Source organism: Paenibacillus sp. FA6, from assembly GCF_051550225.1.
Lineage (GTDB): Bacteria > Bacillota > Bacilli > Paenibacillales > Paenibacillaceae > Paenibacillus_AQ.
On sequence record NZ_CP188820.1, the window covers coordinates 5,925,863 to 5,951,074 of the forward strand.

The window sequence follows — 25,212 nt, forward strand, 5'->3', positions numbered from 1 at the left end:
ATACGAAAAGTTTATATAAAGGAGATTTTAATATGGAAAATGTTATTGTGTATACTAGCTCGAATTGCCCTCATTGTCGTCAAGTGAAAGGATATTTGGCTGACAAAGGAATTCAATATGAAGAACGTAATATTGAGGAGAATGATGACTTCGCTCAACAAGTTTGGGATATGGGCCTGAGAGCCGTTCCTGTGACAGTCATAGGTGAGCACCGGATTGTGGGTATGAACACAACTCAGTTCAATAAAGCATTGAATCCAGAGGCTTAATCGATATCTTTTCAAAAAAGGCTTCACCTTCCATCTAGAGGAGGGTGAAGCTTTTTTGCAAATATAAAAAAGTATTAGTTTCACTTTATACTCTGTTACTTATATTTCCGCTGAGACGGGCACCGTCCTCAAAAAAGGACGGTGCAGCCGTTTCTACTTGTGTAACATGGTGTTAAAAGAATATCCACATGATGATTTGGAATACTAGATAGGTCATTATGCCTGAAAGGATAAGCATGAAACCAGTTTTACGTTTACCTTCGAAAAAACGCAAAATAGCTAGGCTGAATAATGGAGCAATCACGAGTAGAAATAATAATACAGTAATGAACATTTGTGACGAGATGTTGGAAGTATCAACGTAGGTCAAGGAAGTTCTCCTCATTTCTATATGGATATGACAATAATCACAATCGTTATTTCTATTATAGCGAAACCTACGTCCAACGGCGGTATAAAAAAAGGCGAATATGCGACGAATTTAATAGTTACAGTTACAGTGCGAGTTCAAAAGATGGCTTATTGCACTTCCTCTTACAGTGTAACTCGAACGTGACCAAGAAATAAGGAGACTGCAGCATAAGATGCTCCAAGCATGGCAGAACGGCTACCAAGTGCGGAGAATTGAATCTGTAATTGATTTCGATGGTAAGGTAAAGTACGTTCTGCAACAACATTCTGCAATGATGTTTCTAACCAATCCTTAGCATCGGCAAGAGGACCACCAATAATGATAAGTTCCGGATTGAAGCTATTGACTATATTGGTAATTCCAATTCCAAGATAGCGTCCAATCTCAGTGTATAAGTTAAGAATGTCCGTCTCTTGTTGAAGCGCATATGGAATGAGTTCACGAGTTGAACGGGCAGGTAAATGTCTCGATTGATCGTCGTAAGCGATCTCTGAAGCATATAATTCCCAACAACCTCGGTTCCCACAAGAGCATTTGCGACCATTAGATTCAATAGTCATGTGACCGGTCTCTCCAGCATAGCCTCGAGCACCTTTGTATAGTTCTCCGTCGATGATAATACCTGACCCAATCCCCATACCCGCACTGATATAGATGAGATGACGAACATCAACGCCAGCACCATAATGAAGTTCACCTTCGGCACCTGCATTAGCTTCATTATCTATCGTTACTGGGATACTGAATGTTTCTTCAAGGATCGGCTTTAACGGAATCTTCTCCCAACCTAGATTGGGTGCGAATAGTATAGTGCCATCTTCATCGACCATCCCGGGTACACCAACTCCAATGCCTACAATACCATGTGGAGAGGTGGGAGCTTGCAACATAAGAGAGCGAATAGCCTTATTCATTTCTTCTAGGACAAAAGAAAAATCACGATCGAGTAGTCGTATGCTATATTCAGCAACGATCTCGTCTTCTAAATCAGTTAATATACCCGTTAAATGGGTCACGCTAAGCTCTATACCAATGGCGTGTCCAGCAGTTCGATGAAAGATAAGCATAGTTGGCTTACGCCCACCACTAGATTTGCCAGGCCCAATTTCCTCGACGAGGTAGTTCTCGAGCAATTCAAGTACAAGGTTAGAAACGGTGGCTTTGTTGAGGCCTGTCATTTCAGATACCCGTATGCGTGATAGTGGACCATACCGGCGGATCGTATCGAGTACGATAGACTTGTTTATTTTTTTAACCAGCGTTTGATCACCAGTGATTTTCATGTAAATAGTACACATCCTTTGCAGAAAACGATTGAAAAACAAGACTTAGTTTATCCGATAGACAAAGTATAGCAGATATGATAGGATAGCGATATTACAATAGTACAATATTAGTTCAAATATGAGGAGGACATCATTCATGGCCTATTTTGATCAAGTTGGAAAAATTGCTTACGAAGGTAACGGTTCTACTAATCCTTTTGCATTTAAAAATTATAACCCAGAAGAAGTGATTGCTGGTAAAACGATGGAAGAGCATTTTCGTTTCGGTATGGCATATTGGCATACTTTGACTGCGGGAGGTTCCGATCCGTTCGGTGCCAACACTGCTGTTCGTCCTTGGGATAAATATACTGGTATGGATCTTGCCAAAGCTCGCGTTGAAGCAGGATTTGAATTTATGGAAAAATTGAGCCTGCCATTCTTCTGTTTCCACGATCTAGACATCGCTCCAGAAGGAAACAATCTTCGTGAATTCCAAAGTAACATTGATGTTATCGTTGGATTGATTGAAGATCAAATGAAAGCAACTGGCAAGAAGTTGCTCTGGAATACAGCAAATATGTTCACGAATCCTCGCTTCATGCATGGTGCGGCATCAACGAACAACGCTGATGTTTACGCACATGCGGCAGCACAAATTAAGAAGGGTCTTGAAGTTGGTAAACGTCTAGGCGCTGAGAACTATGTGTTCTGGGGCGGTCGTGAAGGTTACGAAACTCTTCTTAACACGGATATGCAATTGGAACAAGACAACTTAGGTCGTATGTTCCACATGGCTGTAGATTATGCTAAGGAAATCGGATTTGATGCTCAATTCTTGATCGAGCCTAAACCGAAAGAGCCTACGAAACACCAATATGACTATGATGCAGCTACTTCTATTGCATTCTTGCAAAAATACGGCTTGGATAAACACTTCAAACTGAACCTTGAAGCTAACCATGCTACACTAGCTGGACATACGTTTGATCATGAAATTCGTGTAGCTCGTATTAATGGTATGTTGGGTTCATTGGATGCTAACCAAGGAGATATGCTTCTTGGATGGGATACTGATGAATTCCCTACCGATATCTACGATGCTACACTTACAATGTATGAAGTTCTTAAGAATGGCGGAATTGGTCGTGGTGGCGTAAACTTTGATGCTAAAGTACGTCGTGCATCCTTCGAGCCAGAAGATTTGTTCTTATCACATATTGCAGGTATGGACACTTATGCTAAGGGATTGAGAGTCGCTGCTAAGTTGATTGAAGATCGCGTATTTGAGAACGTTATTGAAACTCGTTATAGCAGCTTTAGCGAAGGTATCGGAGCAGATGTTGTGTCCGGAAAAGCTACTTTATCATCACTTGCTGAGTATGCTCTTAACAATGAGAACCCACGCAAGAACGTTTCAGGACGTCAAGAGCACTTGAAAGCAACATTGAACCAATATATCTACGCATAAAAAATAGTTTTAAGGGCCGCCGCTCCTTTCCCATGGGAAGGCGGCGGTCTTCTTTTATCATTCATCCATTCATTCATTTCCACATAGGAGGGGTATTATGAGTTATGTTATTGGGGTTGATCTGGGTACAAGCGCTGTGAAGACAGTACTTGTAGATCGCGAAGGCCGTGTGGTATACGAAGTGTCGGAAGCGTATCCTTTACTTCAACCAAAGCCTGGTTATAGTGAGCAAGATCCTGAAGAATGGGTAGACAAGACTCTTATTTCTCTTCACAAAATGATGAAGGACTCAGGCGTGAAGCCTTCGGAAGTAGAAGGACTAAGCTTCTCAGGTCAGATGCACGGGTTAGTATTGGTTGATGATGCTGGACAAGTGCTTCGTAATGCTATTCTATGGAATGATACGCGTACGACTCCACAGTGCCGTAAGATTGAGAAGGTATTAGGTGCCGATCTTCTACAAATTGCACGCAATCGGGCTTTGGAAGGATTCACTTTACCCAAAATTCTGTGGGTGCAAGAGCATGAACCAGAAGTCCTTAAGAAAGCAGTATTATTCCTACTACCTAAGGATTATGTAAGATTCCGTTTAACAGGCGACTATGCTATGGATTACTCTGATGCCGCAGGAACATTATTACTTGATGTAGCTGGTAAGAAGTGGAGCGAAGAGATTGCGACTGCATTCGACCTGCCTGTATCCATTTGTCCACGGTTGGTTGAATCCTTCGACCTAGTGGGCACCTTACTTCCTGAAATCGCTGAGAAGTCTGGATTGCTTCCAACAACGAAGGTATTTGCAGGTGGAGCGGATAATGCTTGTGGTGCCATTGGCGCTGGTATTCTAAGTGAAGGTCAGACGATGTGTAGCATCGGTACTTCGGGAGTTATTCTTTCTTATGAAGAACGTAAGAATTTGGATTTCGAAGGGAAAGTTCACTTCTTTAACCATGGGGAGAAAGATGCATTCTACATTATGGGTGTTACATTGGCTGCTGGTTATAGTCTGCAGTGGTTCAAAGAAACATTCGCAGCGGATCTCACTTTCGATCAAATGCTTGAGGGAATCGACAGTATCCCAGCGGGTAGTGGGGGTTTGCTCTTCACGCCATATATCGTGGGTGAACGTACGCCGCATCCAGATGCGAACATTCGTGGTAGTTTTATAGGAATGGACGCAGGACATAAACGTGCACATTTCGCTCGCTCTGTGATGGAGGGAATTACGTTCTCACTGAAGGAATCCATTGATATTCTACGTGCGTCTGGGAAGACGATATCTGAAGTGATCTCCATTGGTGGCGGTACGAAGAATGAGAATTGGCTACAAATGCAGGCTGACATTTTCAATGCGACGATTCTGAAGCTAGAAAGTGAACAAGGACCAGCAATGGGAGCAGCCATGCTTGCTGCATACGGAAGTGGTTGGTTCCCATCTCTTCAAGAATGTGCATCGCATTTCTTACGAACTGCCAAGTCATATGTACCGAATCCAGACACAGTGGCTGTATATGAGAAATTATTCAGTGTTTACCAAGAAGTGTACGGACAAACTCGTGATTTGAATGATAAATTAGCTGCATTTCGTCAGTAATTTAGTTATATAAATGGGCTGGTTGCTGCCATTCTCCTTCTATTAAATGAAGAGGAATGGCGGCTTTTTGTGTTTGGTATCGTTAGATGTATTTTTAGATAATTGAAGCATATATATAATGGTACTCATGACGTTCTAGTAAGCATACTATGTTACAATATGTGTGTGTGAAATAAGTATAGAAGGGCAGGGTATTCATGATAATAGTCGGCAAACGGCTCGTTAAAGCACTGATAATCGGTACCCTGATGGCTGTTGCTGTTCCGTCTACCGTTGACTTTGAACTAGCATATGCGGCTTCTAAATCTATGGTCGTGAGATCGGTAAGTGATATTCAGCAAGTTCTACTAACAGCAATGAATGGGCATCAAGTGGATGTTAAGTTTACATATAAAGGTAAGACGAGTTCGCTTAAAGACCAATTGAAACAGGCATTGGATCAAGCGATGGAGAGCGATCCATATATTAATTATACGATTGCAAGTTATGGTTACTCCTACCGGGGGAGCTCTAATGCAGCAGATGTAAGTGTGAAACTGAGTTATCGCGAAACAGCTCAAGAAACGGCTTATGTGGAGAATACAGTGAAGAATGTGCTGAAGGAGATTATTATTCCTGGCATGAATGATCATGAGAAAGTGAAAGTAATCCATGACTGGATTGTTACCCATTTGAAGTATGATACGACATTACAGAAATATACCGCCTATGATGGCCTAAGCACGGGGAGTACAGTTTGTCAGGGATACTCCCTATTGACCTATAAAATGTTGAAGGAAGCGGGAATCCAGAATAGAATTGTCGAGGGAACTGCCACACCTGAGGGTAGCAAAAAGAGTCAGTTGCATGCGTGGAATTTGGTGTTAGTGTCGGGTAATTGGTACCATTTGGATACGACTTGGGATGATCCGGTCCCGGACCAGAAGAATATCGTAAGTACGGGATACTATTTACGCAATGATAAGCAAATGCGTAAGGATCACAGTTGGACCAAGCCTTATCCAGCAGCAGAAATATTATATAGGGAAACGTTGTCCACACTTGTTAAACAAGGAGGAAGTAAGTCGTCTTTTTATAAAAAACTGGAGAAGGATCTTCAATATCAGTTGTATGAGAAAAGTGAGATTGTAACCTCAACGGAGCAATTGATAGCTAAGGCAAAGGAAATGATACAACAAGGTAACCATTCGCTACTATTTCGATTTCAAGGTAGTGAGTCTGCATTGATTGATGAGCTTCAATACTTATATTCGTTAGATATTAAGGGAATCTCATATCAACATAGTCCCTTTGAAGAGACCGGTGATCTGAAGGTGTATGTTACTTGGAAATAAGTAAGGATACAAGAGACTGATGCACAGAAAACAGCAGGTCAAGGTTATCCTTGACCTGCTGTTTAGTATTTCTTATGATCGAGTTCGCTTGGCCATCTGTTGCCATATCGTCCCAGCGGCTTCTTCGCCAGATTCGATCCGTTCAAGAGCCATTCTCGCTTGTAGACTGACTTCGAATTCGGGGTCATCCACGGCAGCTTCTAGAGCTGCACGTGCCGATTCAGTTCCTACTTCATATAGGAATCGAGCCGCACGCCAACGAACAATTTTGCTACTATCCTTCAATGATTCCGTCATCGCTGGAGTGGCTTTCGCATCTCCGATGTCGGATAATGTGTCACCAGCGGCACGACGAATAGCCGCGGACTTATCCTTAAGGGCAACGTATAATAGCTCCATCGCTTCTGAAGAGCCAAGATCTCCAAGATAGATGATCGCAAGACGACGGATGGCCACTTTGGCATCGTGAAGTGTAGTTCTAATGAAATGGATTCGTTCATCTGATGGTGTCATCCCGTCAAGTGCCGCATAACGAATACGCCAATCACTATTCTGAAGAGCATCTTCAAGCTCTTGATCACTTAGTTCTATACGTTTCTCCATAAATTCTTCGTCACTAGCTCCATGTGCAATGGCCTGCTGAATGACCTTTTCAAGGCGTTCGGGAGGATAGGCTGCTTCAAGTTCTTGCTCTACTTCACGTGCAATGTCCTCTAATTCACCATAACGAACACCATAATCAGAAAGCTTACGTTCCTTAATCATGGTTGCTATGGCAACAGCCGTTACCGCCTGAGTGAATCGCTCAGAAAGAGCAATACGTTCTTCGCGACCTTCAGCCTTTACGCGAATCTGCATGGGAATGCCACGGAAATATTGTACAAGAACTTCAGCGTCACCGTAGTGTTGTCCCGATTCGGTATCAACCTCTGACCATGTCGTAGTTAGACCATCTTGTCCAAGTCGTTCTTGTAGCTCACCTAAGATAGCTGACCAATCAGCGTTACCTTTACGTTCAAGTGCTGCGAAATCAGTGGTGTGGAATACGCTTTTGACACCTGGGATATGGAGCATTTCCCGTATCCATGCTGGGGCAGAACGTTCATTATCCAGCGTATATGTTTTCCGTAACCCCGTCTCTATAGTTTCATCCAAATGGAGCTTCATTGTATTGGGGCTTGGTGTTGGTTCTATAAAGGTTATCTTCATATGATCAGCACATCCTTTCTTATCTTTAAAGAGGTTGTTCAAAAAGTCATCTTTTGATCACGAAGGTTATCAGGAGGCGTATTCGACATCGAAGATTGAATTCAGCCGGTCCTTCCGGTGCTCACGTAGGTACTGCCTACGCTCCGCTCCTCACTCCCTATCTTCATCCAATCTTCTCGATGCTGAAAAGTTGACTTATTGAACTCTCATTAGAATAGTTTACCTCATTTTCAACTTAATAAAAAATAATAGGGTCTGGATTAGACTTAGATTAGGCAACACATTTGTGGTATAATGTAAATAGCTAAATTTGAAGGGAATGGATTATTTCATGATCAGTACAAGCGGCGTGACTCTTCGTTATGGAAAGCGCGCACTTTTTGAAGATGTAAACATAAAATTCACACCAGGCAATTGTTACGGTCTTATTGGAGCGAACGGTGCTGGTAAGTCAACATTTCTGAAGATTTTATCAGGAGAGATTGAAGCGAACTCAGGTGATGTTCATATGACACCAGGAGAACGTATGGCAATACTCAAGCAGAACCATTATGAATATGATGAATTCCCTGTACTCGAAGTTGTTATTATGGGGCATATTCGTCTATACGAAATAATGAAAGAGAAGGATGCTCTATATGCTAAATCTGACTTCTCAGAAGAAGATGGTCTTCGTGCTGGTGAGCTAGAGGGGGAATTCGCAGAGCTGAACGGCTGGGATGCAGAACCAGATGCGGGAGCACTCTTAATAGGTCTTGGTATTCCACGTGAACTTCACGATAAGAAGATGATTGAACTCAGTGGTAACGAGAAGGTTCGCGTATTGTTGGCGCAAGCGTTGTTTGGTCGTCCAAATAACTTGCTACTCGATGAGCCTACCAACCATTTGGATCTTGAATCGATCGGCTGGCTAGAGAACTTCTTGATGGATTATGAAGGTACTGTTATCGTAGTATCCCATGACCGTCACTTCTTGAATAAAGTATGTACCCATATAGCGGATATTGATTTCGGTAAAATTCAGATGTACGTAGGTAACTATGACTTCTGGTACGAATCAAGCCAGCTTGCTTTACGTTTGTCACGGGATTCGAACAAGAAGAAAGAAGAGAAGGTGAAAGAACTACAAGCCTTTATTCAACGCTTCTCAGCGAATGCCTCGAAGTCTAAACAGGCAACTTCACGTAAGAAACAGCTTGAGAAAATTACGTTAGATGATATTCGTCCATCTAGCCGTAAATACCCGTTCTTACATTTCAAACCAGAACGTGAGGCAGGTAAGCAACTTCTTACAGTTGAAGGCCTAGGCAAATCAGGTAACGAAGAATTAGTGCTGGATAATGTGAATTTTGTAGTCAACAAGGGTGACAAGATTGCACTGGTTGGTCCGAACAGTCTTCCCAAATCAACGCTGTTTGACATTCTGATGAATGAACAACCTGCGGATTCAGGTGAATACACATGGGGAATTACGACAACTCAAGCCTATTTCCCTATAGACAACTCACGTTATTTCGATGGCGTGGATATGAACTTGGTAGATTGGCTACGTCAGTATTCAGCAGATCAAGATGAAACATTCCTACGTGGATTCTTGGGACGTATGTTATTTGCAGGGGAAGAGGCTTTGAAGAAAGCGAGCGTCCTCTCAGGTGGAGAGAAAGTACGTTGTATGTTAGCCAAGATGATGCTAAATGGTGCTAACGTTCTTATATTCGATGAACCGACGAATCACTTGGATCTGGAATCTATTACAGCACTCAATAATGGACTTACTGATTTTGATGGAACGATTCTGTTTACATCCCATGACCATCAGTTCATACAAACGATTGCTAATCGGATTATAGAGATTACACCAACTGGAATTATCGATCGCTCGATGAGCTATGATGAATATTTGGAGAATGAAGAAGTAAAAGCACTGCGTGAACAGATGTACCCGGTAGAAGCATAATCAAGAAGAATTGTGACCCGTAAGTTGGATACTTTGAAAAAAGTGACCACTTACGGGTCATTTGTGTTTAATCGCAAAAGGGAGTTACTTATTCTCTGAGAGTTAGATAAGCAGCAATATCGACTTCATCACTCGTATGAAGCATCTTTGATTAGTGTTGTTGATTAGTATCATATTTAGTTGATCTGTCAGATAGTAAAATAAAGTGTTTTTTTGTAAGATTACGTTAGTCGGAAAACACAGAGGAGGATATGACATGGCACAGCTTTCCGTAAATAAAGTGGTGGAACCCAATCCACCTTTACGGCCACCGAGAAATATAGTGAGTACATTTTTCAAACAAATAGACTTACAGTTAATGGTTCTTCCAGCTCTGGCACTTATTTTACTCTTCAGTTATGTTCCCATGTATGGGGTTATGATTGCGTTTCAGGATTATAAAATAGGCAGCAGCTTCATTAGTAGTCCTTTTGTCGGATTCAAACACTTCATCTATTTCTTTAATTCACCAGATTTTATGTTGATTATGAAGAACACGATTGTGATCAGTTTACTGAAGTTTGGTATTGGATTTCCTGCACCGATCATTCTAGCCTTAATGCTTAACGAAGTCCGAAAAGCAAAATTCAAACGAATTGTGCAGACCATTACTTACTTGCCTCACTTTATGTCCTGGGTTATCCTGGGCGGACTAGTAGGCTCCATGCTCGCTACAGATAATGGTAGCATCAATATACTACTAGAAAAGCTAAATCTAATTAAAGAACCAGTTAACTTTCTATCTATGCCGGAATATTTCAGAACTATTCTAATTACAACAAACGTATGGAAAGAGATTGGCTTTGGTTCCATTGTTTATCTGGCAGCCATTGCGGGGATTGACCCTAGTACATATGAGGCAGCTTCAATAGACGGAGCAAGTCGTTTAAAACAAATATATCTGATAACGCTTCCATCAATTATGCCTGTTGTTGCAATCTTCATGATTCTAGCCATCGGGAACCTGTTGAGTGCTGGGTTTGAAGACATTCTCATTCTAGCATCCAATCCGGCGCTTAGAGATGTGTCCGATGTCATTGATACTTATGTCATACGTGTCGGGATAAACAATTACCGATATTCCTATGCTACTGCCGTTGGCCTGTTCAAAGCTATCATTAGTGTAGGTCTTCTCACGATGGCTAACTATGTAGCTAAGAGATCCGGCAACAGCTTATGGTAAATATGACAGAAGTAAAAGGGGTGCATGTTGATGCGTGACAGTTTAGGCGATCGTCTGATGGTTATCTTCATCTATACGTTTCTCATAGTGTTGGCCATTTCAACACTTTATCCATTCTTGAATTCGCTTGTGATCTCATTCAATCAGGGATTAGATACCGCACAAGGTGGTATCACACTCTGGCCACGAGAATTCACATTAGAGAACTATGCCATTGTCTTTCAGGATGAACGTTTAATGAAAGGGTTTTATATATCTGTCTTGCGTACAGTGGTTGGTACTGTAACGGCCATTTTAGCAACAGCTATTTTCTCATACGGCATGTCAAAGAAAGAACTAGTAGGGCGTAAATACTATATGATTCTGTGTATTATTACGATGTATTTCTCTGGCGGTCTTATTCCATCCTTCCTATTGATGCGTAATCTTGGACTGATGAACTCATTCTGGATATTCATTATTCCCTCGCTTATTGGCGTGTGGAACATGATTATATTTCGTACCTTCTTTCAGGGATTACCTGCTGGGCTTGAAGAATCTGCAAAGATGGATGGATGCGGAAATTGGGGAACATTATTCCGAATTGTATTACCGTTATCCGGTCCTGTCATTGCTACATTGGCGTTATTTACAGCCGTGTCGCATTGGAATGAATGGTTCCTAGCCAGCATCTACATTTCTAAAGATGAATTGATGCCGATTCAGACCATCTTGAAGCAAATATTGGCGTCTAACATCGTATCTGAACAGACGTCTGGTATGGATGCGGCAGCATTGGCGCATATGCAGAAGGCTAGGACGATTACGAGTAAGTCTTTATCTATGGCGACAATGATGGTAGCTACGCTGCCCATTGTTATGGTGTACCCTTTTGTACAGAAGTATTTCGTTAAAGGGGTACTTGTCGGTTCTCTGAAAGAGTAGCAGTCATAGTACGGCTACAATGAGGATTGGTTTAATCATCGTTTGGAGCCTTGCGCTTTAAACATAAATAATGGAATCGAAGGGGGATATTAAGAGGATGAAGAAAAGAGGAAAGTTGTTTGGTAGCGTCTTGTCAGTCATGGTGGTCCTGTCTTTAATTATCGGATGTTCCGGTAATGGCGGAAATGCTCAAGCACCCAAGGAAACGAACAAGGGGAGTAACCAGCCAGAGACCAAAGTGGAGGAGCCTCAAGCTACGGTATATGAATTAGGGAAGGATCCACTAGAGATTACGTTGTACGGTAACTATGACTGGTACACAATGCCTAAGTGGGGAAATGATGAAGTAACGGCTTGGGTTCAAAATGAAAAGAAGGTTACCATTACAGAAATTCCAAACGGAGGAAATGCCGTTCAGAAGCTGAATACGATGATTGCTTCCGGCGAACTTCCAGATATCATTTGGGGTGAACGCGGATCCGATGTGGAACGTTTACGTGAAGCCGGTATGCTCGTACCATTTGATGACTACCTCGACAAGTATCCCAATTTGAAAAAATGGCTAGATCCGATGGCGCTTGATATGCTACGTTCACCGGATGGGAAGATTTATCAATTTCCTAACTGGTATACGAACCGTCCGAACGGAAATGCTGGTTGGGTTGTAAATAAGAAAATTTACAATGAACTAGGTTCACCGAAATTGGAAACGACAGAAGATCTGTATGCTTATTTGAAAATAGTCAAAGAGAAATATCCGAAAGTAATTCCATTTGAGACTGACTTAGCAAAAGAAGGTCAAGGTATCGATCAGATATACTCAGCTTTTAAAGAAGATAACTTTAGCTTCACAAGATATTTTGCAGTACCAGAAGGCGATAAAATGACGTCAATTTACAAAGATGAAGGTTTCAGAGAATCGATTGTTTACGCAGCGAAGCTGTTCCGTGAGAAGTTAATGACGCAAGACGCGATGACGCAAACACGCGATCAAGTTCAAGAGAAACTCAACAACGGAAGCGTAGCAGTATATGCATCTACTAACCCGACTACTTTTGCAATGGAGGCACATTCTGTACTGACGAATGAAGATCCTGATGCAGGTTACTTTATGGTTTGGCCAATCCACAAGGCTGGTCTAGATAAGAACAAGATTTATCCAGGAACTTATAATAAACTTGGTTGGAACGCAGCTGTTATTACGAAAAGCGCTAAAGATCCAGAAGCAGTATTCGCTTTCTTGGATTGGTGGACAGGAAATGAAGGAATGTCTCTACAAATGTGGGGACTTGAAGGTAAGTTCTGGGATGGAGTGGAAGCTGATGGTATAACTCCGAAATTCACAGATAAGTATAGAACGGAAAAGAATGAACTGGCTGAATATCAGACTAAAATGGACCCATTAATGTGGGTAGGTAATACGGTGTTTGTTGATGATATTAAGGGTAAATTCGAAGCAACATTAGAAGAAAATGAACGTAACTGGTCGACTTACTGGCAGTATGAAATTACGTGGAAAACGCAAGGTGATGCAACAGAATACATCAATCTATTCCCACTGCCAGAAAGTGAAGAAGGTATAGCGTTCCAAAGCGCTAAAGATATCTGGCTGAAGGTTAGAGCACAGACATTGTATGCGAAGACAGACGAGGAAGCGTTAGCTATGCTGGATAAAGCACATGATGATACAATGAACGTTGGATTCCAAAAAGTACTTGATTACTATGCAGTAAGATGGCATGAGAATCAAGCGAAAATTAAAGGTCAATAATAAGTGAAATATATTGAGGGGACCCAGAAACAGGGGGTCCCCTCTTTTAGATACTGATGGTTGGAAACTTAACGTTCCAAATAATGCTAGAGAAGGTATACTTAGCGTTAGAACGTGATAAGCCTTTTAGGGGGGTGTGAATTCATGTATAAAGTGTTGTTGGCCGATGACGAGCATCTTGATTTAGAGGGAATGAAACAATTTATTCCTTGGTCTGAATTGGGCCTCGTAGTGGTGGGAGCTGTAAATAATGGATTTGCGGCTTGTGAAGTCATGGAGAAGCAGTCTATCGATATCCTCGTTACCGATGTGAACATGCCGAATATGTCTGGGTTGGAGCTTGCTAGGATCGCTATTGATAGAAAACCGGACATGCGAGTTGTTTTTGTAAGCGGTTATCAGGACTTCCATTATGTTAAACAAGCTTTGTCTATGAAGGCATGCAGTTACGTACTGAAGCCTATGGATGATGATGAACTCATTTCATCGTTGCAGCAAATTGTTCAGGACCTTGAAACAGAGGAGAGACGCAAGGAAGAGGAAGAACAATATAATCATATGAAGCCGATGGCGAAGAATGATCTTTTGGTTCGTTTGCTTCAAGGGGAGATAACGTGGGAACGGTCTGATGGTATGGCAAAGATTGCCGTATCCTATGGTCTGGATAAGCTTACGGGACCCCTTCGCGTAGCTGTGCTGGAAATGGATGATCTAGAACGGATGTCGTTGGGGGATGCACAAACTGTCACAGGGCAGAAGCTTGAAATGCTATTACAAGAAATCAATGAAGTGATTCTTGGTCAGGAAGGTGGGCATTGCTTCAGGCTATCGCGACAACGTGCAGCAGTTGTGATGCAAGGCAAAGCGATAAATGATAGTCTCTATGAATTATTTGAAAAAGTGACCTCCAAATTATCCTTTTCAGTGACGATTGGGCTAGGAGAATCAGTCGATGATGTGTCACAGCTCCCGAATTCATATAAGCAGGCTCTTGAAGCCTTGGATGGTACCATATTTTTTGGGAAAGGTGATTTAATCAACTATGAGGACGTCCGCCGGGCACCAGAGTTAAGTGATGTTAGAACACTGGATATTCGTTTGGATGCATTATTTAAAGCCATGTCTGACTATGATTTAGTAGGTATTCATGATGAGATTGAGAATTTATTTCAAACCGTATCAACGTTTCGCTCTAGATTTACCATGTATAATCTGGCTATGTATATCATATTTAAGCTGGATCAATATTTACATACCTTAGATGAGGATTTATTCGAAATATTGGGGATGGAGCTTCATAGTCTTGATATCGTCTTGAAATTTGAGGTTATGGAGAATATCCGTTCATGGCTCGTTCGCAAAGTATTTGAAATTTCGGAGAAGATACGCCACAGAGAAAACTCAAAGAATAGCAAGTTAATTCGTGAAATTATGACTGTTTTAACCGAACGGATGCAAGAGAACATTACTTTAAAGGTTATTGCCCAGCAATTTTTGTTTTCACCTAATTATTTAGGACATTTATTCAAAGAAGAGGTTGGTAAAAGCTTCAGTGAGATTCTGACTAGCATGAGAATGGAACGGGCACGTGAGATGCTTAAAGACCCGACTGTGAAAATATATGAAGTTGCCAATCAGGTAGGATACCGATATATTCCTTATTTCAGCAAACAATTTAAAGAAGCTTTCGGTATGACGCCAATGGATTTCCGCAAAAGAGAATAACTACGGAGGAAATGAGATGCTAACACCAAATCAGCAGAAGAAGCCGAAGTATATTCCTTTCGGGTACAAATTAATGCTTACTTATCTTGTATTTGTTATTATACCGGTTATCGCCATTGGGTTCTTCTCCCATTCTATGTATCAGGATTCTATCCGTAAGCAGACTAGTAGCAATATTCAAGGAACGTTGTTACAAATTCGGGACAATATCGAATACAAGATGGGTGATGTAGAGAGAGTATCGTCGATGCTGTATCAGGATTATTCTTTAATTACACAGCTTCGTAACTATGATGAGGGCTGGGATAGCTATGAACGGACGACGAAGATCATTATGCCAAAGTTTGATATTGCCGTCGATGCAACAGGTGTAAATATAGCGATGTACCTATTTCTGGCTAATGATAGTCTTCCTGAAGTGTATTTGGGTTCGTTTAAGAAAGACAATCCAGATAGGTTAGAACGTAACTATAATTTATATCATTTAAAGCGGATCAAGGATAAGTCGTGGTATCGGAATTTTCCGAAGGAGGAATATGGGGGAACGATGTTGTGGGAACAGGTGGAGCGCGATAATGAGTTCAATCGCATTTCACTACTTCGCCGGCTAGTAGATAACGTTACCCCTTTGAGTTTGAAGGAAATTGGCTTTATGAGACTCAGTGTCAACATCGAAGAGCTTTTCCAGTCGCTTGATTATCGTAAGATTGGCGAGGGGAGCATCTTGGCCATTAAGGATGAGAATGGGAAAGTCATGTATCAGTCAGGTATACTATCGAGTGATTTCTCATATGACACGATTGAGGACAAGCGGTATATGAGTATTAAGGAAACGATGAGGGGACCATCCTGGGAGCTGGTGGCATACGTTCCTATGACCATTATGGAAAGGGACTCTGCGAAAGTACGTTTGTTCGTGATTCTGATTTGTTTCCTCTGTTTGATAGTGTTTACTATTGCAGGGATGTTTATTTCACGCTATTTCTCCATCAGGGTGACCAAAATTGTATCGGTGCTCAATGCATTCCGTGAAGGGGATTTACATAAGCGTATGGGTTATAAGGGCAAGGATGAATTCTCCCAAATTGCTCTGGCACTTAATGAAATGGGACATAATATTGATCAACTGATCGAACAAGTATATGTGACACAAATTGAGAAAAGGGAGGCAGAGTTGGAGTCGCTCCAAGCGCAGATTAATCCGCATTTCCTGTATAACACACTTTCTTCGATTAGCAGATTAGCTAAATTCGGTCAGATTGACAAGCTACAGCGCATGGTTCTAGATCTGGCTAAGTTCTATAGGCTTTCTCTGAACGAGGGACGTACCGTCATCCCTGTTCGAAGTGAATTGGAACAAGCTCAGGCTTACGTTGACATTCAGACCACCAGGTTTGGGGATGCGGTAACCATCTACTATGATATTGATCCCGAGATTATTAAATATGTAACCGTTAAATTAATATTACAGCCATTTATCGAGAATGCATTTGAGCATGCATGGTTTGGGAATACGATTCATCTTCGTATTGTGGGGAAATGGGAAGATAATAATATTATATTTAAAATCATTGATGATGGCATTGGGATGTCTCCAAAATTAATTAAAGAAATATTTGATCCTGTCGAGGGATTGAACACAGGTTACGGCATCCGCAATGTGAATAGCCGGATTCAGCTTCACTTTGGTTCACAGTATGGAGTAACGATTGGTAGCAGACCGGGTATGGGGTCCACGGTACAAATCGTAATTCCGGCTCAGCTTCCTGAGAAGACTTCTTAAAGCTTGAGGGGACGTCTAAATATAACTTAAATCGATTGTTTATGTATTGCTATTGAAAAAAGATGAATCCTTATAAGTTCAGGATCCATCTTTTTCATATTATGTCTATTTAAAAATATAAGAAAGCATAAGTTTTACTTGATACTCTATTTCTTATATTTCGGCAGAGACGAATACCGCCTTTGAAAAAGGACGGCAAAGCGTTTCTGCTTGAGAAAGAGAGTTATGAGCCACCCGTACGTCGACGTTGGTTAGGAGGCTTTTTATTGTTCTGATTTTTTAATGTTTTGGCAGAACCAGCCTGAAAGACACCTTGTTGGCCTGAGAAAGCTTGCTGTTTCTTCTGTTCTAGTTTTTTTCGAATGGCATCAGCCAGACTGACCTTTTTTTCTTCGGTATTATCGCTCATGTAATATCCTCCCTTTGGGCTTGTGTATTCATTCTAATCGTTTTCCATTATCCCCACAAGGGGAAGTGTGTACAAGGGCTTCGCTAAAGACAAATTTATTATTGAGAAGGGGCAATTATGCGAATGATTAGACGGCTTTTTTTCATATTTTGTTTATTGGTTATTGTGCTGATTGTGGCAGTTGTAGCCTACATTAGACCAGATAAACAACTAGCTATGAACTACGAGCAAGTGGATCTGAAAGTTAAAGTGTGGAATATGTTGAAGAATCATGAACCTCAAGTTGAATTAACAAACGGGGAAATGAATAATCTCGCCAAGAAAAAGGTGATAGAGTATCTAAACACTCAAGATAAAGGGGTAAAGGTTACAGGAGTAGAGTTTATTATCCACGAACAAGAGTTGCGTGCTCATTTGAATGGCAAGTGGGGCATGATCCCATTTGGAGTGACGTTGAACTTTCATATGGAATCCAATGGAAGTGACCTGATATTAGAGCACAGATCGACAAGGATTAGACAAATGTACATTCCTTCTTCATGGTGGTCTTTACTACCCATTTCTGTTTCTCTAAAAGAACATATCCCTAACTTTGTAGAAGTGGATCATATTGAATTTAAAACGGATAGCATAGTACTTATTTTTAAAATTGACTGGTTAATGATACCTCAACTTTTACTTGATTCTAAGTAACTCACAAATATCATAGAACCCCAAATTTCTTAATTAGCAACTTGGAGATCTATGATATTCAGACCTTTACTTTTATCTCTCTAATGGTCTACCTCATAATAGTTCACATCGGTTATGGAGTTCTTGAACGTCCAGTCAAGAGTGAAATAATAAACAGTACGATAAAGATAAAGAAAAGTATCTTTGCAATGGAAGCTGCTGCTGCAACGATATTGAGGAATCCGAAGATTCCAGCAACCACCGCAACAATTAGCAGTATTACGGACCATTTTAACATGTACAATCACCTTATCTTTCTTCATAATTAGTCTAACGTGATATTTTCTTTATTTCCTTCATAAGGATTAAGAGAAACTTTACGGTGATCGATGTGCTCGCCACATCCTTGTATTCGGTAATTAACCTTGATGGAAGAGAGTGAAACAATCTGAATCGTGATCATTCGGATGGCGGGTTCCACCTAGTCGATTCTTGTTTCGTCTTTTTAGGGACTGGGTAATTAACAGTATTGAACAATATAAATACAGGAGGAGACATTTACGATGATCGAAATTAGTGTAGTGATTATAGCTGTTGCATTCGCTGTACTTGTTGTATTTCTTATCAATACCTTAAAGGCAGCTACCAAGTCATTAGAGAAAACAACTCAGACTCTACAGGAAGTTCAGAAGACGATTGAGGAATTGGGTTATGAAGTAAAACAAACCGTCAGACAGGCTAATGATATCACGACGGATTTACAGTTGAAAATGAAACAAATGGACCCGGTGATGGAGTCTGTACACAATCTTGGCGAGGTGTTAAGTGAGGTTACATTTGCAGCTAAGCAACTATCCAGTACGGTTATGGATAAAATTAAAAAGCCTAAGACAAAGTCTTCTGCACCTTTGGATGTACAACCCAATACCGCAGAACAACGGACAATTCAATCTTATGCAGCAGTAAATGGGACTAAGGACTCTAAAGATCCAAGTTGGGTGAAGTACGTTGATGTTGCAGCCGAAGTATGGCGGAAATTTCGTTGATAAGGCGGATTTAAAATGTGCGGAAATCCACTAAGGTAATCAGAAAGGGTGAGAAACATGTTGAAAGTTATGATGTTAATGCTAGGACTAGGACTGGTTTCTCCCTTTTCTAGCTCCCCAATGGATTTGAATATTACTAATACTTCTACTCCAGTAACAATACATAAAGTTTTTCTAAAAGTGTTTACTGAGAACATTCAACTTCAGCCATTACCAAGAAGTGATGAATTTGAAACGGTTAATGATATTTCATTACAGGATCATATAAAAGATGTTATTCATAAGAAGGGGGAGCCTTTACAAATAAACGAGATTCCCTTTTTAGGATGTACGGACTATGAATATGAGGATGAAATAATTGGTATATGCGACGATTGGGTAAGTTATGTTCATGTGGATTTTTCCATAGGAAGCTTTAGAGTGAATGGTCATGATATTACGATGAGTAGGAAGAAGATTACTGAAGCCTTAGGTGTACCTCAATTTATTGCCGAAGATGGAGAGGTATACATAAGGGGAGATCAAGCTATTAAAGTTTTTAACGATCCATTAACGGGGGCCATTCAAAGTATCGATTTCTTTGATGAAACATCTACCTAAAGTCGATGGTGAGTTTCAACCACAGTCGTTCCGGGTAATAAAGAAATGAAGCAGAAACTTTAAGGAGTGTGAAGATAATGGGTTCAGCTCAATTAAAATCTTATGCTAAAGTTGTCGAGAATGGTGTTCAGGCAGTAAATGAGGTTAGACAATTACAAAGTTTAGGTTATGTGTACGATAATATTTTTGTATTGGCACATGATGTAGACCGAACGGATCGAATTGCAGAAATATCAGATGCTAATGAGATTGGAATTAAAGAGGAAGGGGTATTTGATTCAATCGCTAATTTGTTTCGTTCCCGTGGCGATGAACTTCGAGCTAAAATTACCTCTTTAGGATTTACAGATGCAGAAGCTAATTTCTATGAAAAGGAATTAGATCTTGGTAAAGTTCTTGTCATTGCTAAAAGATAAATCGAACGACAACAAAAAGGTTGTTATTGATCATGTATATGCACTTTAAATATAGATAAGGAGTGGGAATACTACCCATTCCTTATCTATATTTTTTGGAGTAATCAATGACGTAACATATACAATCCTACTAGCAATTCATCATATATATATAAAGTTTCCTCTAAAACAATCGCAGTTTTAGTATATAGTAATATAGTATGTAAATATTTATATGACGAATGGTTTCGTTATTATCAATTGAACCAAAGGAGCGAACTATGACCATATTAATTGTAGATGACAATCCTACGAATGTCATTATTATACGTGAGATTCTCAAGAAAGAAAGATATGTGGATACCGTTAGGGCCCTATCTGCTAAAGAGATGTTCGAGATTCTAGGAATTGGTAATCAACCTGCCGAGGTTATACCTAAGAAGGTCAATATTGATCTGATTCTTCTAGACATGATGATGCCTGAAATAGATGGTATCGAAGCATGTCGCATTATCCAGCATTACACACATCTTAAGGATATCCCAATTATCATGGTTACTGCAGTTGGAGATTCCCAAAAACTCGCTGAGGCGCTAGATAGTGGAGCGGTGGATTATGTTACGAAACCGATAAATAAAGTAGAACTAATGGCCAGGATTCGTCTGGCATTACGGTTGAAGAAGGAGAACGATTGGCATAAGGAGCGGGATCAACGGATACAGGAGGAACTTAGATTAGCTGCATTGGTTCAGAATGCGGTCCTTAGTCCTCCTATTGAAGATGATTTATTTGAAGTGCACGCTCTTTATCAGCCCTCAGAAGAATTGGCTGGTGATTTGTACGCATGGTATCCACTTGGGGATGGCCGATACGGTATTATTTTGCTTGATATGATGGGGCATGGTATTTCATCATCGCTAGTCTGTATGTTCATTGCTTCAGTATTAAAAGATACGATTACAACGTTTGTGCAGCCGGAGCTGGTCATTCAAGAACTCAATAGGCGTATTAATCAGTTGCATATTGAGAATGAACTCTTACAGTATTATTTCACGGCGATCTACTTAGTAGTAGACACACGTATGAAGAGAATTGACTATGTTAATGCGGGGCATCCACCTGCGTTCTTCTTCCAAGGGAATGAAAGTGCAGTCATGTTGCATCAAGTATGCTGTCCTGTAGGGCTATTTGATAAGATCGAAGTGCAGCAGGGAACTTTTAATTATGAAGGGGATAGTCACATAGCATTATATACAGACGGATTGATGGAAATCGTTGTAGGTGATCATGATGAACAAATGGCTTTTTTGCTTAGAAATTTAGAAGGTAATCATGATTGGGATGAAGAAGCAATGGAACAAGCATTTTTTAAATGTGAATTACAACAAGAACGAGATGATGATAAATGTTTAGTATGGATCTCGCTTAAAGAAGGGGAGGTGCCAGAATGAAATTGAAAACAAAATTACTGCTTGGATTTGGTTCAATGATGGTCCTCTTACTCATCATGACGATGGTCGGATTTGATCGCTTGAATTATATGAATACGCAATTAAATCAAGTCTATGAGGAAAGATATATAAAGGTACGAAATTCGAGTGGGATGCGTGGTGAAGTTAATAATGCATCTCGCGAATTAGCGAATATACTCCTTAAAGAAACGAATCCACCCCTCAGTTTTGAGGATCAACAAAATTTAGAATCAACGATGACCAAGGCGGAAATTCGCTTAAGGGAAATAATAAATACTAGTAAAAGTGTAGAGGAAGAACAAATGCTGAACCGTGTAGAAGCGGCTTGGGAGCAGTTTGTTACATTTGAACAAAAAGAATTAGAATTGTTGTCTAAGGGAAAGATTGAGGAAGCAAAAGAGTACCAAGTTACGACGGGGCTTCCTATAGAGATAGAAGCATTAGATAGTTTAAATGAACTGGCTTCTTATCAGGATCGAATGGTTGACGAAGAGATGAGCAATGTTAATGCCGCATATAAGCGTTCCATTCAAATAACGTCGACCATCATGGTCGCTGGACTTTTTCTAGGATTGGGTATTATTATGTGGATTGTCCCAGGTATTACCAGGGGCCTTGATACTGTTAATATGATGATAACTAGCTTCGGAAAAGGTCGTATGAGAACAATTCGTCGATTGAAAGTAACCTCTAAGGATGAGATTGGTGAAGTAGCACGTGTATTTAAGGAAATGGCAGAGAACCTAGAGGAAAAGCAAGAAATTGAAAGAAGCTATCTAGAGGCTCAGAAGGACCAAAATTGGCTTAATTCTCATACGAGCCAAGTTACGCAGTTGCTGCGTGGGGTTAATACATTGGAGCAGATATCACAAACCTTTATTAGTGAATTCACACCCGTGTTGGGAGCTCATTACGGCGTGGTATATATTCAAGGAGAAGATAAACTGCCAAATCGGCTATTTAAATATGGAACTTATGCTGGTTCAGGGGATGTATTAACCAAAGACTATTTTGATATTGGAGAAGGATTGTTGGGTCAGAGTTCATTGGATAAGAAGCCAATATATATTGAAGAAGTTCCTGAACAATATCTATCGATTCAATCTGGACTTGGGAATGCATCGCCTATAAGTCTGATGATCTATCCAATTTTGTTTGAAGATGAACTATTGGGTGTAGTAGAACTAGCTTCCTTCGGAGCATTTACACCACTGCAGCGACAATTAATGAATCAGCTTACCAGTAGCCTAGGCATTATTCTTAACAATATTCGCCGTCGGATGAATGTGGAGCAATTGTTGCGAGAATCACAGGCTTTGACGGAAGAATTACAGTGCCAATCAGAGGAATTACAAACACAGCAAGAAGATTTACGCCGTTCTAATGAACATTTGGAAGAACATACAGCAGCACTTAAGCGATCTGAGGGATTATTACAGGGTCAGCAAGAGGAGCTTGAACAATATAATACGGAGTTGGTTGCTAAGACTCGTACAATGAAAGATCAGATGCAAGAGTTGGAAGAAAAGAATGTTCAAATTGAGAAGACAAGTACTCAATTGGAGCAGCAGGCTGTACAACTCGCCATTACTAGTAAATACAAATCTGAATTTTTAGCTAATATGTCGCATGAGTTACGAACACCGCTTAACAGTCTACTCATTTTGTCACAGTTATTGACTGAGAACAAAGGGGGAAATCTCACGGCTAAGCAAATAGAATACGCCCAGACTATTTATATGTCGGGTGCAGATTTGCTCAAAATGATTGACGAAATTCTGGATTTATCTAAGGTTGATGCTGGTAAGATGGAAATTAATCAGGAGACGATAAGTCCTGAGGATATCAATTTGTTTATCCAACGGAATTTCACTCCATTAACAGACAAATCCCAAATAACTCTTAATGTTCAATATGGAGATGACCTACCTGATGAAATCGTAACAGATGGACATCGGGTGAAGCAGATTCTTCGTAATTTGTTTACGAATGCCTTTAAATTTACAAGTAGCGGTTATATTAGCTTTAGTATGAATCGAGTACAAGCAAGCGAGCTTCCTAGTCATCTTAAGAAGGATGTAGAATACATTGCTTTATCTGTCAGTGATACCGGAATTGGCATTCCAGACGATAAAATAGATTTAATATTTGAAGCATTCCAGCAGGTAGACGGCACAACAAGCCGCAAATATGGTGGTACTGGCTTAGGTCTCTCCATTAGCCGAGAGCTAGCGAGTCTTCTTGGAGGTTACATTGGACTTGAATCGAAGGAAGGGGAAGGAAGCTGCTTCACACTATATCTCCCGATAGATTCCTCCAATGAAGTATTCATAGGAGAAAAGGAGGCAGCAGTCTCCCAGTCAGAACCATCCATGACTAGCATCATTCAAAGTAGAGATACAAATTTCATAAGCAACATGAAGCTGCAATTGAAAGAAGTGACAATTGCCCCGATAAAGGATGATCGTGATTTCATTGAAGATCAGGATAAAGTCTTGCTTATCATTGAAGATGATTTGAAGTTTGCAGCAATATTGATTGAGATGGCAAGGGATCGAGGCTTCAAGGCGCTACTTGCTACACAAGGAGACATAGGTTTAAAGATGGCACAGCAGTATCTTCCTAATGCTATTATTCTAGATATTCAACTTCCAGTCATGGATGGATGGTCAATCCTTGGTGTGCTGAAGAACTCAGCATTAACTCGACATATTCCGGTGCACATCGTATCTGTTGTTGATGAGGTGAGGCAGGGATTGAGGATGGGTGCTATTGCATATCTTCAGAAGCCAACTTCTAAAAATGCGCTTGAAAAGGCATTCTCGTATATTGAATCATATACTGAGAATTCTCTAAAGCAATTGTTGATTGTTGAGGATGATGAAATACAACGTAATGCGATTGTTGAATTTATTAATCACGATGATGTATCTATTACGGCTACCTCATCCGGTAAAGAAGCATTGATAGAACTCCATAAACAAAAATATGATTGTATGGTGTTGGATTTAATGCTTATGGATATGACAGGATTTGAACTTCTTGATCAGATTCGGGACGACAAGCAGTTAGAGGATCTACCAATTATTATTTATACGGGTAAGGAATTAAATTCCAAAGAAGAGATGACTCTACGTAAATATACGGAGTCCATTATTATTAAAGATGTGAGATCGCCCGAAAGATTACTAGACGAGACAACATTATTTCTACATCGGATTGAAGCGAACATGCCAGAGGATAAACGTGAAATATTACAAAAACTCCATAATAAAGAGGCACTTTTTGAGAATAAAAGAATATTACTTGTCGATGATGATATTCGGAATGTCTTTGCTCTATCTAGTGTACTGGAAAGTTATCATATGGAAGTTGTATTTGCCGAGAACGGAAGAGAAGCGCTGGAAATTCTAGATGAACAACCAGACTTTGATCTGATCTTAATGGATATGATGATGCCAGAAATGGATGGATATGAGGCCATGCGTCAGATCAGGCAGATCCCGAGACTTCAAAGATTGCCTATTATTGCATTAACAGCAAAGGCAATGAAAGAGGATCGTTCTAAATGTATTGAAGCTGGTGCTTCGGATTATGTCAAAAAGCCGATACAAACAGAACAACTTCTTTCATTAATGCGCGTATGGTTGTATTCGTAACAGGTAATAAAAGGGAAGTGGGT

21 protein-coding genes are annotated in these 25,212 nt (G+C 40.4%); 16 read left to right on the forward strand and 5 right to left on the reverse strand.

The window, feature by feature from the left end:
• The first annotated feature begins 32 nt into the window (after nucleotides 1-32).
• Entirely contained in the window at nucleotides 33-269 is a 237-nt protein-coding gene (locus ACP8HI_RS26680) for a glutaredoxin family protein (protein WP_438349086.1), read from the forward strand.
• Nucleotides 270-441: 172 nt separating this feature from the next.
• Here the strand turns inward: ACP8HI_RS26680 and ACP8HI_RS26685 are convergent, their stop codons facing one another.
• Nucleotides 442-639, reverse strand: coding sequence for a hypothetical protein (locus tag ACP8HI_RS26685; RefSeq protein WP_438349087.1), 198 nt, complete (start codon nucleotides 637-639; stop codon nucleotides 442-444).
• Between the two features lie 164 nt (nucleotides 640-803).
• A complete protein-coding gene (locus ACP8HI_RS26690; RefSeq protein WP_438349088.1) occupies nucleotides 804-1,964 on the reverse strand; it encodes an ROK family protein in 1,161 nt (386 codons plus the stop codon).
• 139 nt (nucleotides 1,965-2,103) lie between these two features.
• Here ACP8HI_RS26690 and xylA point away from each other — a divergent pair, with 139 nt between their 5' ends.
• The 3 genes from xylA to ACP8HI_RS26705 all read left to right on the forward strand — a co-directional run bounded on the left by xylA (nucleotide 2,104) and on the right by ACP8HI_RS26705 (nucleotide 6,345).
• Nucleotides 2,104-3,417 (forward strand): xylose isomerase, encoded by a 1,314-nt coding sequence (gene xylA, locus ACP8HI_RS26695; RefSeq protein ID WP_438349089.1) that lies wholly within the window; start codon nucleotides 2,104-2,106, stop codon nucleotides 3,415-3,417.
• Nucleotides 3,418-3,514: 97 nt separating this feature from the next.
• Nucleotides 3,515-5,011, forward strand: a complete 1,497-nt coding sequence (gene xylB, locus ACP8HI_RS26700; protein ID WP_438349090.1) for a xylulokinase — start codon at nucleotides 3,515-3,517, stop codon at nucleotides 5,009-5,011.
• 197 nt (nucleotides 5,012-5,208) lie between these two features.
• A complete protein-coding gene (locus ACP8HI_RS26705) occupies nucleotides 5,209-6,345 on the forward strand; it encodes a transglutaminase domain-containing protein (protein WP_438349091.1) in 1,137 nt (378 codons plus the stop codon).
• A gap of 72 nt (nucleotides 6,346-6,417) precedes the next feature.
• On the opposite strand, the gene ACP8HI_RS26710 is transcribed toward ACP8HI_RS26705, so the two are convergent.
• Entirely contained in the window at nucleotides 6,418-7,554 is a 1,137-nt protein-coding gene (locus ACP8HI_RS26710; RefSeq protein ID WP_438349092.1) for a virulence factor, read from the reverse strand.
• A gap of 331 nt (nucleotides 7,555-7,885) precedes the next feature.
• On the opposite strand from ACP8HI_RS26710, the gene ACP8HI_RS26715 reads away from it, so the two are divergent.
• The 6 genes from ACP8HI_RS26715 to ACP8HI_RS26740 all read left to right on the forward strand — a co-directional run bounded on the left by ACP8HI_RS26715 (nucleotide 7,886) and on the right by ACP8HI_RS26740 (nucleotide 16,936).
• Nucleotides 7,886-9,511, forward strand: a complete 1,626-nt coding sequence (locus ACP8HI_RS26715) for an ABC-F family ATP-binding cassette domain-containing protein (RefSeq protein ID WP_438349093.1) — start codon at nucleotides 7,886-7,888, stop codon at nucleotides 9,509-9,511.
• A gap of 256 nt (nucleotides 9,512-9,767) precedes the next feature.
• Nucleotides 9,768-10,733 (forward strand): ABC transporter permease, encoded by a 966-nt coding sequence (locus ACP8HI_RS26720; RefSeq protein WP_438349094.1) that lies wholly within the window; start codon nucleotides 9,768-9,770, stop codon nucleotides 10,731-10,733.
• A gap of 30 nt (nucleotides 10,734-10,763) precedes the next feature.
• A complete protein-coding gene (locus ACP8HI_RS26725; protein WP_438349095.1) occupies nucleotides 10,764-11,657 on the forward strand; it encodes a carbohydrate ABC transporter permease in 894 nt (297 codons plus the stop codon).
• Nucleotides 11,658-11,754: 97 nt separating this feature from the next.
• A complete protein-coding gene (locus tag ACP8HI_RS26730) occupies nucleotides 11,755-13,428 on the forward strand; it encodes an extracellular solute-binding protein (RefSeq protein ID WP_438349096.1) in 1,674 nt (557 codons plus the stop codon).
• A gap of 144 nt (nucleotides 13,429-13,572) precedes the next feature.
• Nucleotides 13,573-15,153, forward strand: a complete 1,581-nt coding sequence (locus tag ACP8HI_RS26735) for a response regulator (protein ID WP_438349097.1) — start codon at nucleotides 13,573-13,575, stop codon at nucleotides 15,151-15,153.
• Nucleotides 15,154-15,169: 16 nt separating this feature from the next.
• On the forward strand, nucleotides 15,170-16,936 hold the full coding sequence (locus ACP8HI_RS26740; RefSeq protein ID WP_438349098.1) for a cache domain-containing sensor histidine kinase: 1,767 nt from the start codon (nucleotides 15,170-15,172) through the stop codon (nucleotides 16,934-16,936).
• Between the two features lie 223 nt (nucleotides 16,937-17,159).
• On the opposite strand, the gene ACP8HI_RS26745 is transcribed toward ACP8HI_RS26740, so the two are convergent.
• The gene (locus ACP8HI_RS26745; RefSeq protein WP_438349099.1) at nucleotides 17,160-17,345 is read right to left on the reverse strand and encodes a hypothetical protein; all 186 of its coding nucleotides are present in this window, start codon (nucleotides 17,343-17,345) and stop codon (nucleotides 17,160-17,162) included.
• A gap of 123 nt (nucleotides 17,346-17,468) precedes the next feature.
• On the opposite strand from ACP8HI_RS26745, the gene ACP8HI_RS26750 reads away from it, so the two are divergent.
• Nucleotides 17,469-18,038 (forward strand): hypothetical protein, encoded by a 570-nt coding sequence (locus ACP8HI_RS26750; protein WP_438349100.1) that lies wholly within the window; start codon nucleotides 17,469-17,471, stop codon nucleotides 18,036-18,038.
• Between the two features lie 112 nt (nucleotides 18,039-18,150).
• On the opposite strand, the gene ACP8HI_RS26755 is transcribed toward ACP8HI_RS26750, so the two are convergent.
• On the reverse strand, nucleotides 18,151-18,315 hold the full coding sequence (locus ACP8HI_RS26755; protein ID WP_438349101.1) for a DUF1328 domain-containing protein: 165 nt from the start codon (nucleotides 18,313-18,315) through the stop codon (nucleotides 18,151-18,153).
• Nucleotides 18,316-18,580: 265 nt separating this feature from the next.
• On the opposite strand from ACP8HI_RS26755, the gene ACP8HI_RS26760 reads away from it, so the two are divergent.
• The 5 genes from ACP8HI_RS26760 (at nucleotide 18,581) to ACP8HI_RS26780 (ending at nucleotide 25,189) form a co-directional block, all read left to right on the forward strand.
• Entirely contained in the window at nucleotides 18,581-19,063 is a 483-nt protein-coding gene (locus ACP8HI_RS26760; protein WP_438349102.1) for a DUF948 domain-containing protein, read from the forward strand.
• 57 nt (nucleotides 19,064-19,120) lie between these two features.
• Nucleotides 19,121-19,663: a hypothetical protein gene (locus ACP8HI_RS26765; protein WP_438349103.1), complete on the forward strand. Its 543-nt coding sequence runs from the start codon at nucleotides 19,121-19,123 to the stop codon at nucleotides 19,661-19,663.
• Nucleotides 19,664-19,740: 77 nt separating this feature from the next.
• Entirely contained in the window at nucleotides 19,741-20,079 is a 339-nt protein-coding gene (locus ACP8HI_RS26770; RefSeq protein ID WP_438352008.1) for a general stress protein, read from the forward strand.
• Between the two features lie 260 nt (nucleotides 20,080-20,339).
• Nucleotides 20,340-21,509 carry a PP2C family protein-serine/threonine phosphatase gene (locus tag ACP8HI_RS26775; RefSeq protein WP_438349104.1) on the forward strand — a complete coding sequence of 390 codons (1,170 nt, stop codon included), beginning with the start codon at nucleotides 20,340-20,342 and terminating at the stop codon, nucleotides 21,507-21,509.
• Entirely contained in the window at nucleotides 21,506-25,189 is a 3,684-nt protein-coding gene (locus ACP8HI_RS26780; protein WP_438349105.1) for a response regulator, read from the forward strand. The genes ACP8HI_RS26775 and ACP8HI_RS26780 overlap by 4 nt, the downstream gene beginning before the upstream one ends.
• The last annotated feature ends 23 nt before the right edge of the window (nucleotides 25,190-25,212 follow it).

Coding starts and splice junctions, on each gene's coding strand:
- xylA (WP_438349089.1), top strand. CDS start 2,104: ATGGCCTATTTTGATCAAGTTGGAAAAATTGCTTACGAAGGTAACGGT.
- ACP8HI_RS26690 (WP_438349088.1), bottom strand. CDS start 1,964: ATGAAAATCACTGGTGATCAAACGCTGGTTAAAAAAATAAACAAGTCT.
- ACP8HI_RS26720 (WP_438349094.1), top strand. CDS start 9,768: ATGGCACAGCTTTCCGTAAATAAAGTGGTGGAACCCAATCCACCTTTA.
- ACP8HI_RS26715 (WP_438349093.1), top strand. CDS start 7,886: ATGATCAGTACAAGCGGCGTGACTCTTCGTTATGGAAAGCGCGCACTT.
- ACP8HI_RS26765 (WP_438349103.1), top strand. CDS start 19,121: ATGTTGAAAGTTATGATGTTAATGCTAGGACTAGGACTGGTTTCTCCC.
- ACP8HI_RS26775 (WP_438349104.1), top strand. CDS start 20,340: ATGACCATATTAATTGTAGATGACAATCCTACGAATGTCATTATTATA.
- xylB (WP_438349090.1), top strand. CDS start 3,515: ATGAGTTATGTTATTGGGGTTGATCTGGGTACAAGCGCTGTGAAGACA.
- ACP8HI_RS26755 (WP_438349101.1), bottom strand. CDS start 18,315: ATGTTAAAATGGTCCGTAATACTGCTAATTGTTGCGGTGGTTGCTGGA.
- ACP8HI_RS26740 (WP_438349098.1), top strand. CDS start 15,170: ATGCTAACACCAAATCAGCAGAAGAAGCCGAAGTATATTCCTTTCGGG.
- ACP8HI_RS26735 (WP_438349097.1), top strand. CDS start 13,573: ATGTATAAAGTGTTGTTGGCCGATGACGAGCATCTTGATTTAGAGGGA.
- ACP8HI_RS26680 (WP_438349086.1), top strand. CDS start 33: ATGGAAAATGTTATTGTGTATACTAGCTCGAATTGCCCTCATTGTCGT.
- ACP8HI_RS26760 (WP_438349102.1), top strand. CDS start 18,581: ATGATCGAAATTAGTGTAGTGATTATAGCTGTTGCATTCGCTGTACTT.
- ACP8HI_RS26710 (WP_438349092.1), bottom strand. CDS start 7,554: ATGAAGATAACCTTTATAGAACCAACACCAAGCCCCAATACAATGAAG.
- ACP8HI_RS26780 (WP_438349105.1), top strand. CDS start 21,506: ATGAAATTGAAAACAAAATTACTGCTTGGATTTGGTTCAATGATGGTC.
- ACP8HI_RS26725 (WP_438349095.1), top strand. CDS start 10,764: ATGCGTGACAGTTTAGGCGATCGTCTGATGGTTATCTTCATCTATACG.
- ACP8HI_RS26705 (WP_438349091.1), top strand. CDS start 5,209: ATGATAATAGTCGGCAAACGGCTCGTTAAAGCACTGATAATCGGTACC.
- ACP8HI_RS26750 (WP_438349100.1), top strand. CDS start 17,469: ATGATTAGACGGCTTTTTTTCATATTTTGTTTATTGGTTATTGTGCTG.
- ACP8HI_RS26730 (WP_438349096.1), top strand. CDS start 11,755: ATGAAGAAAAGAGGAAAGTTGTTTGGTAGCGTCTTGTCAGTCATGGTG.
- ACP8HI_RS26745 (WP_438349099.1), bottom strand. CDS start 17,345: ATGAGCGATAATACCGAAGAAAAAAAGGTCAGTCTGGCTGATGCCATT.
- ACP8HI_RS26770 (WP_438352008.1), top strand. CDS start 19,741: ATGGGTTCAGCTCAATTAAAATCTTATGCTAAAGTTGTCGAGAATGGT.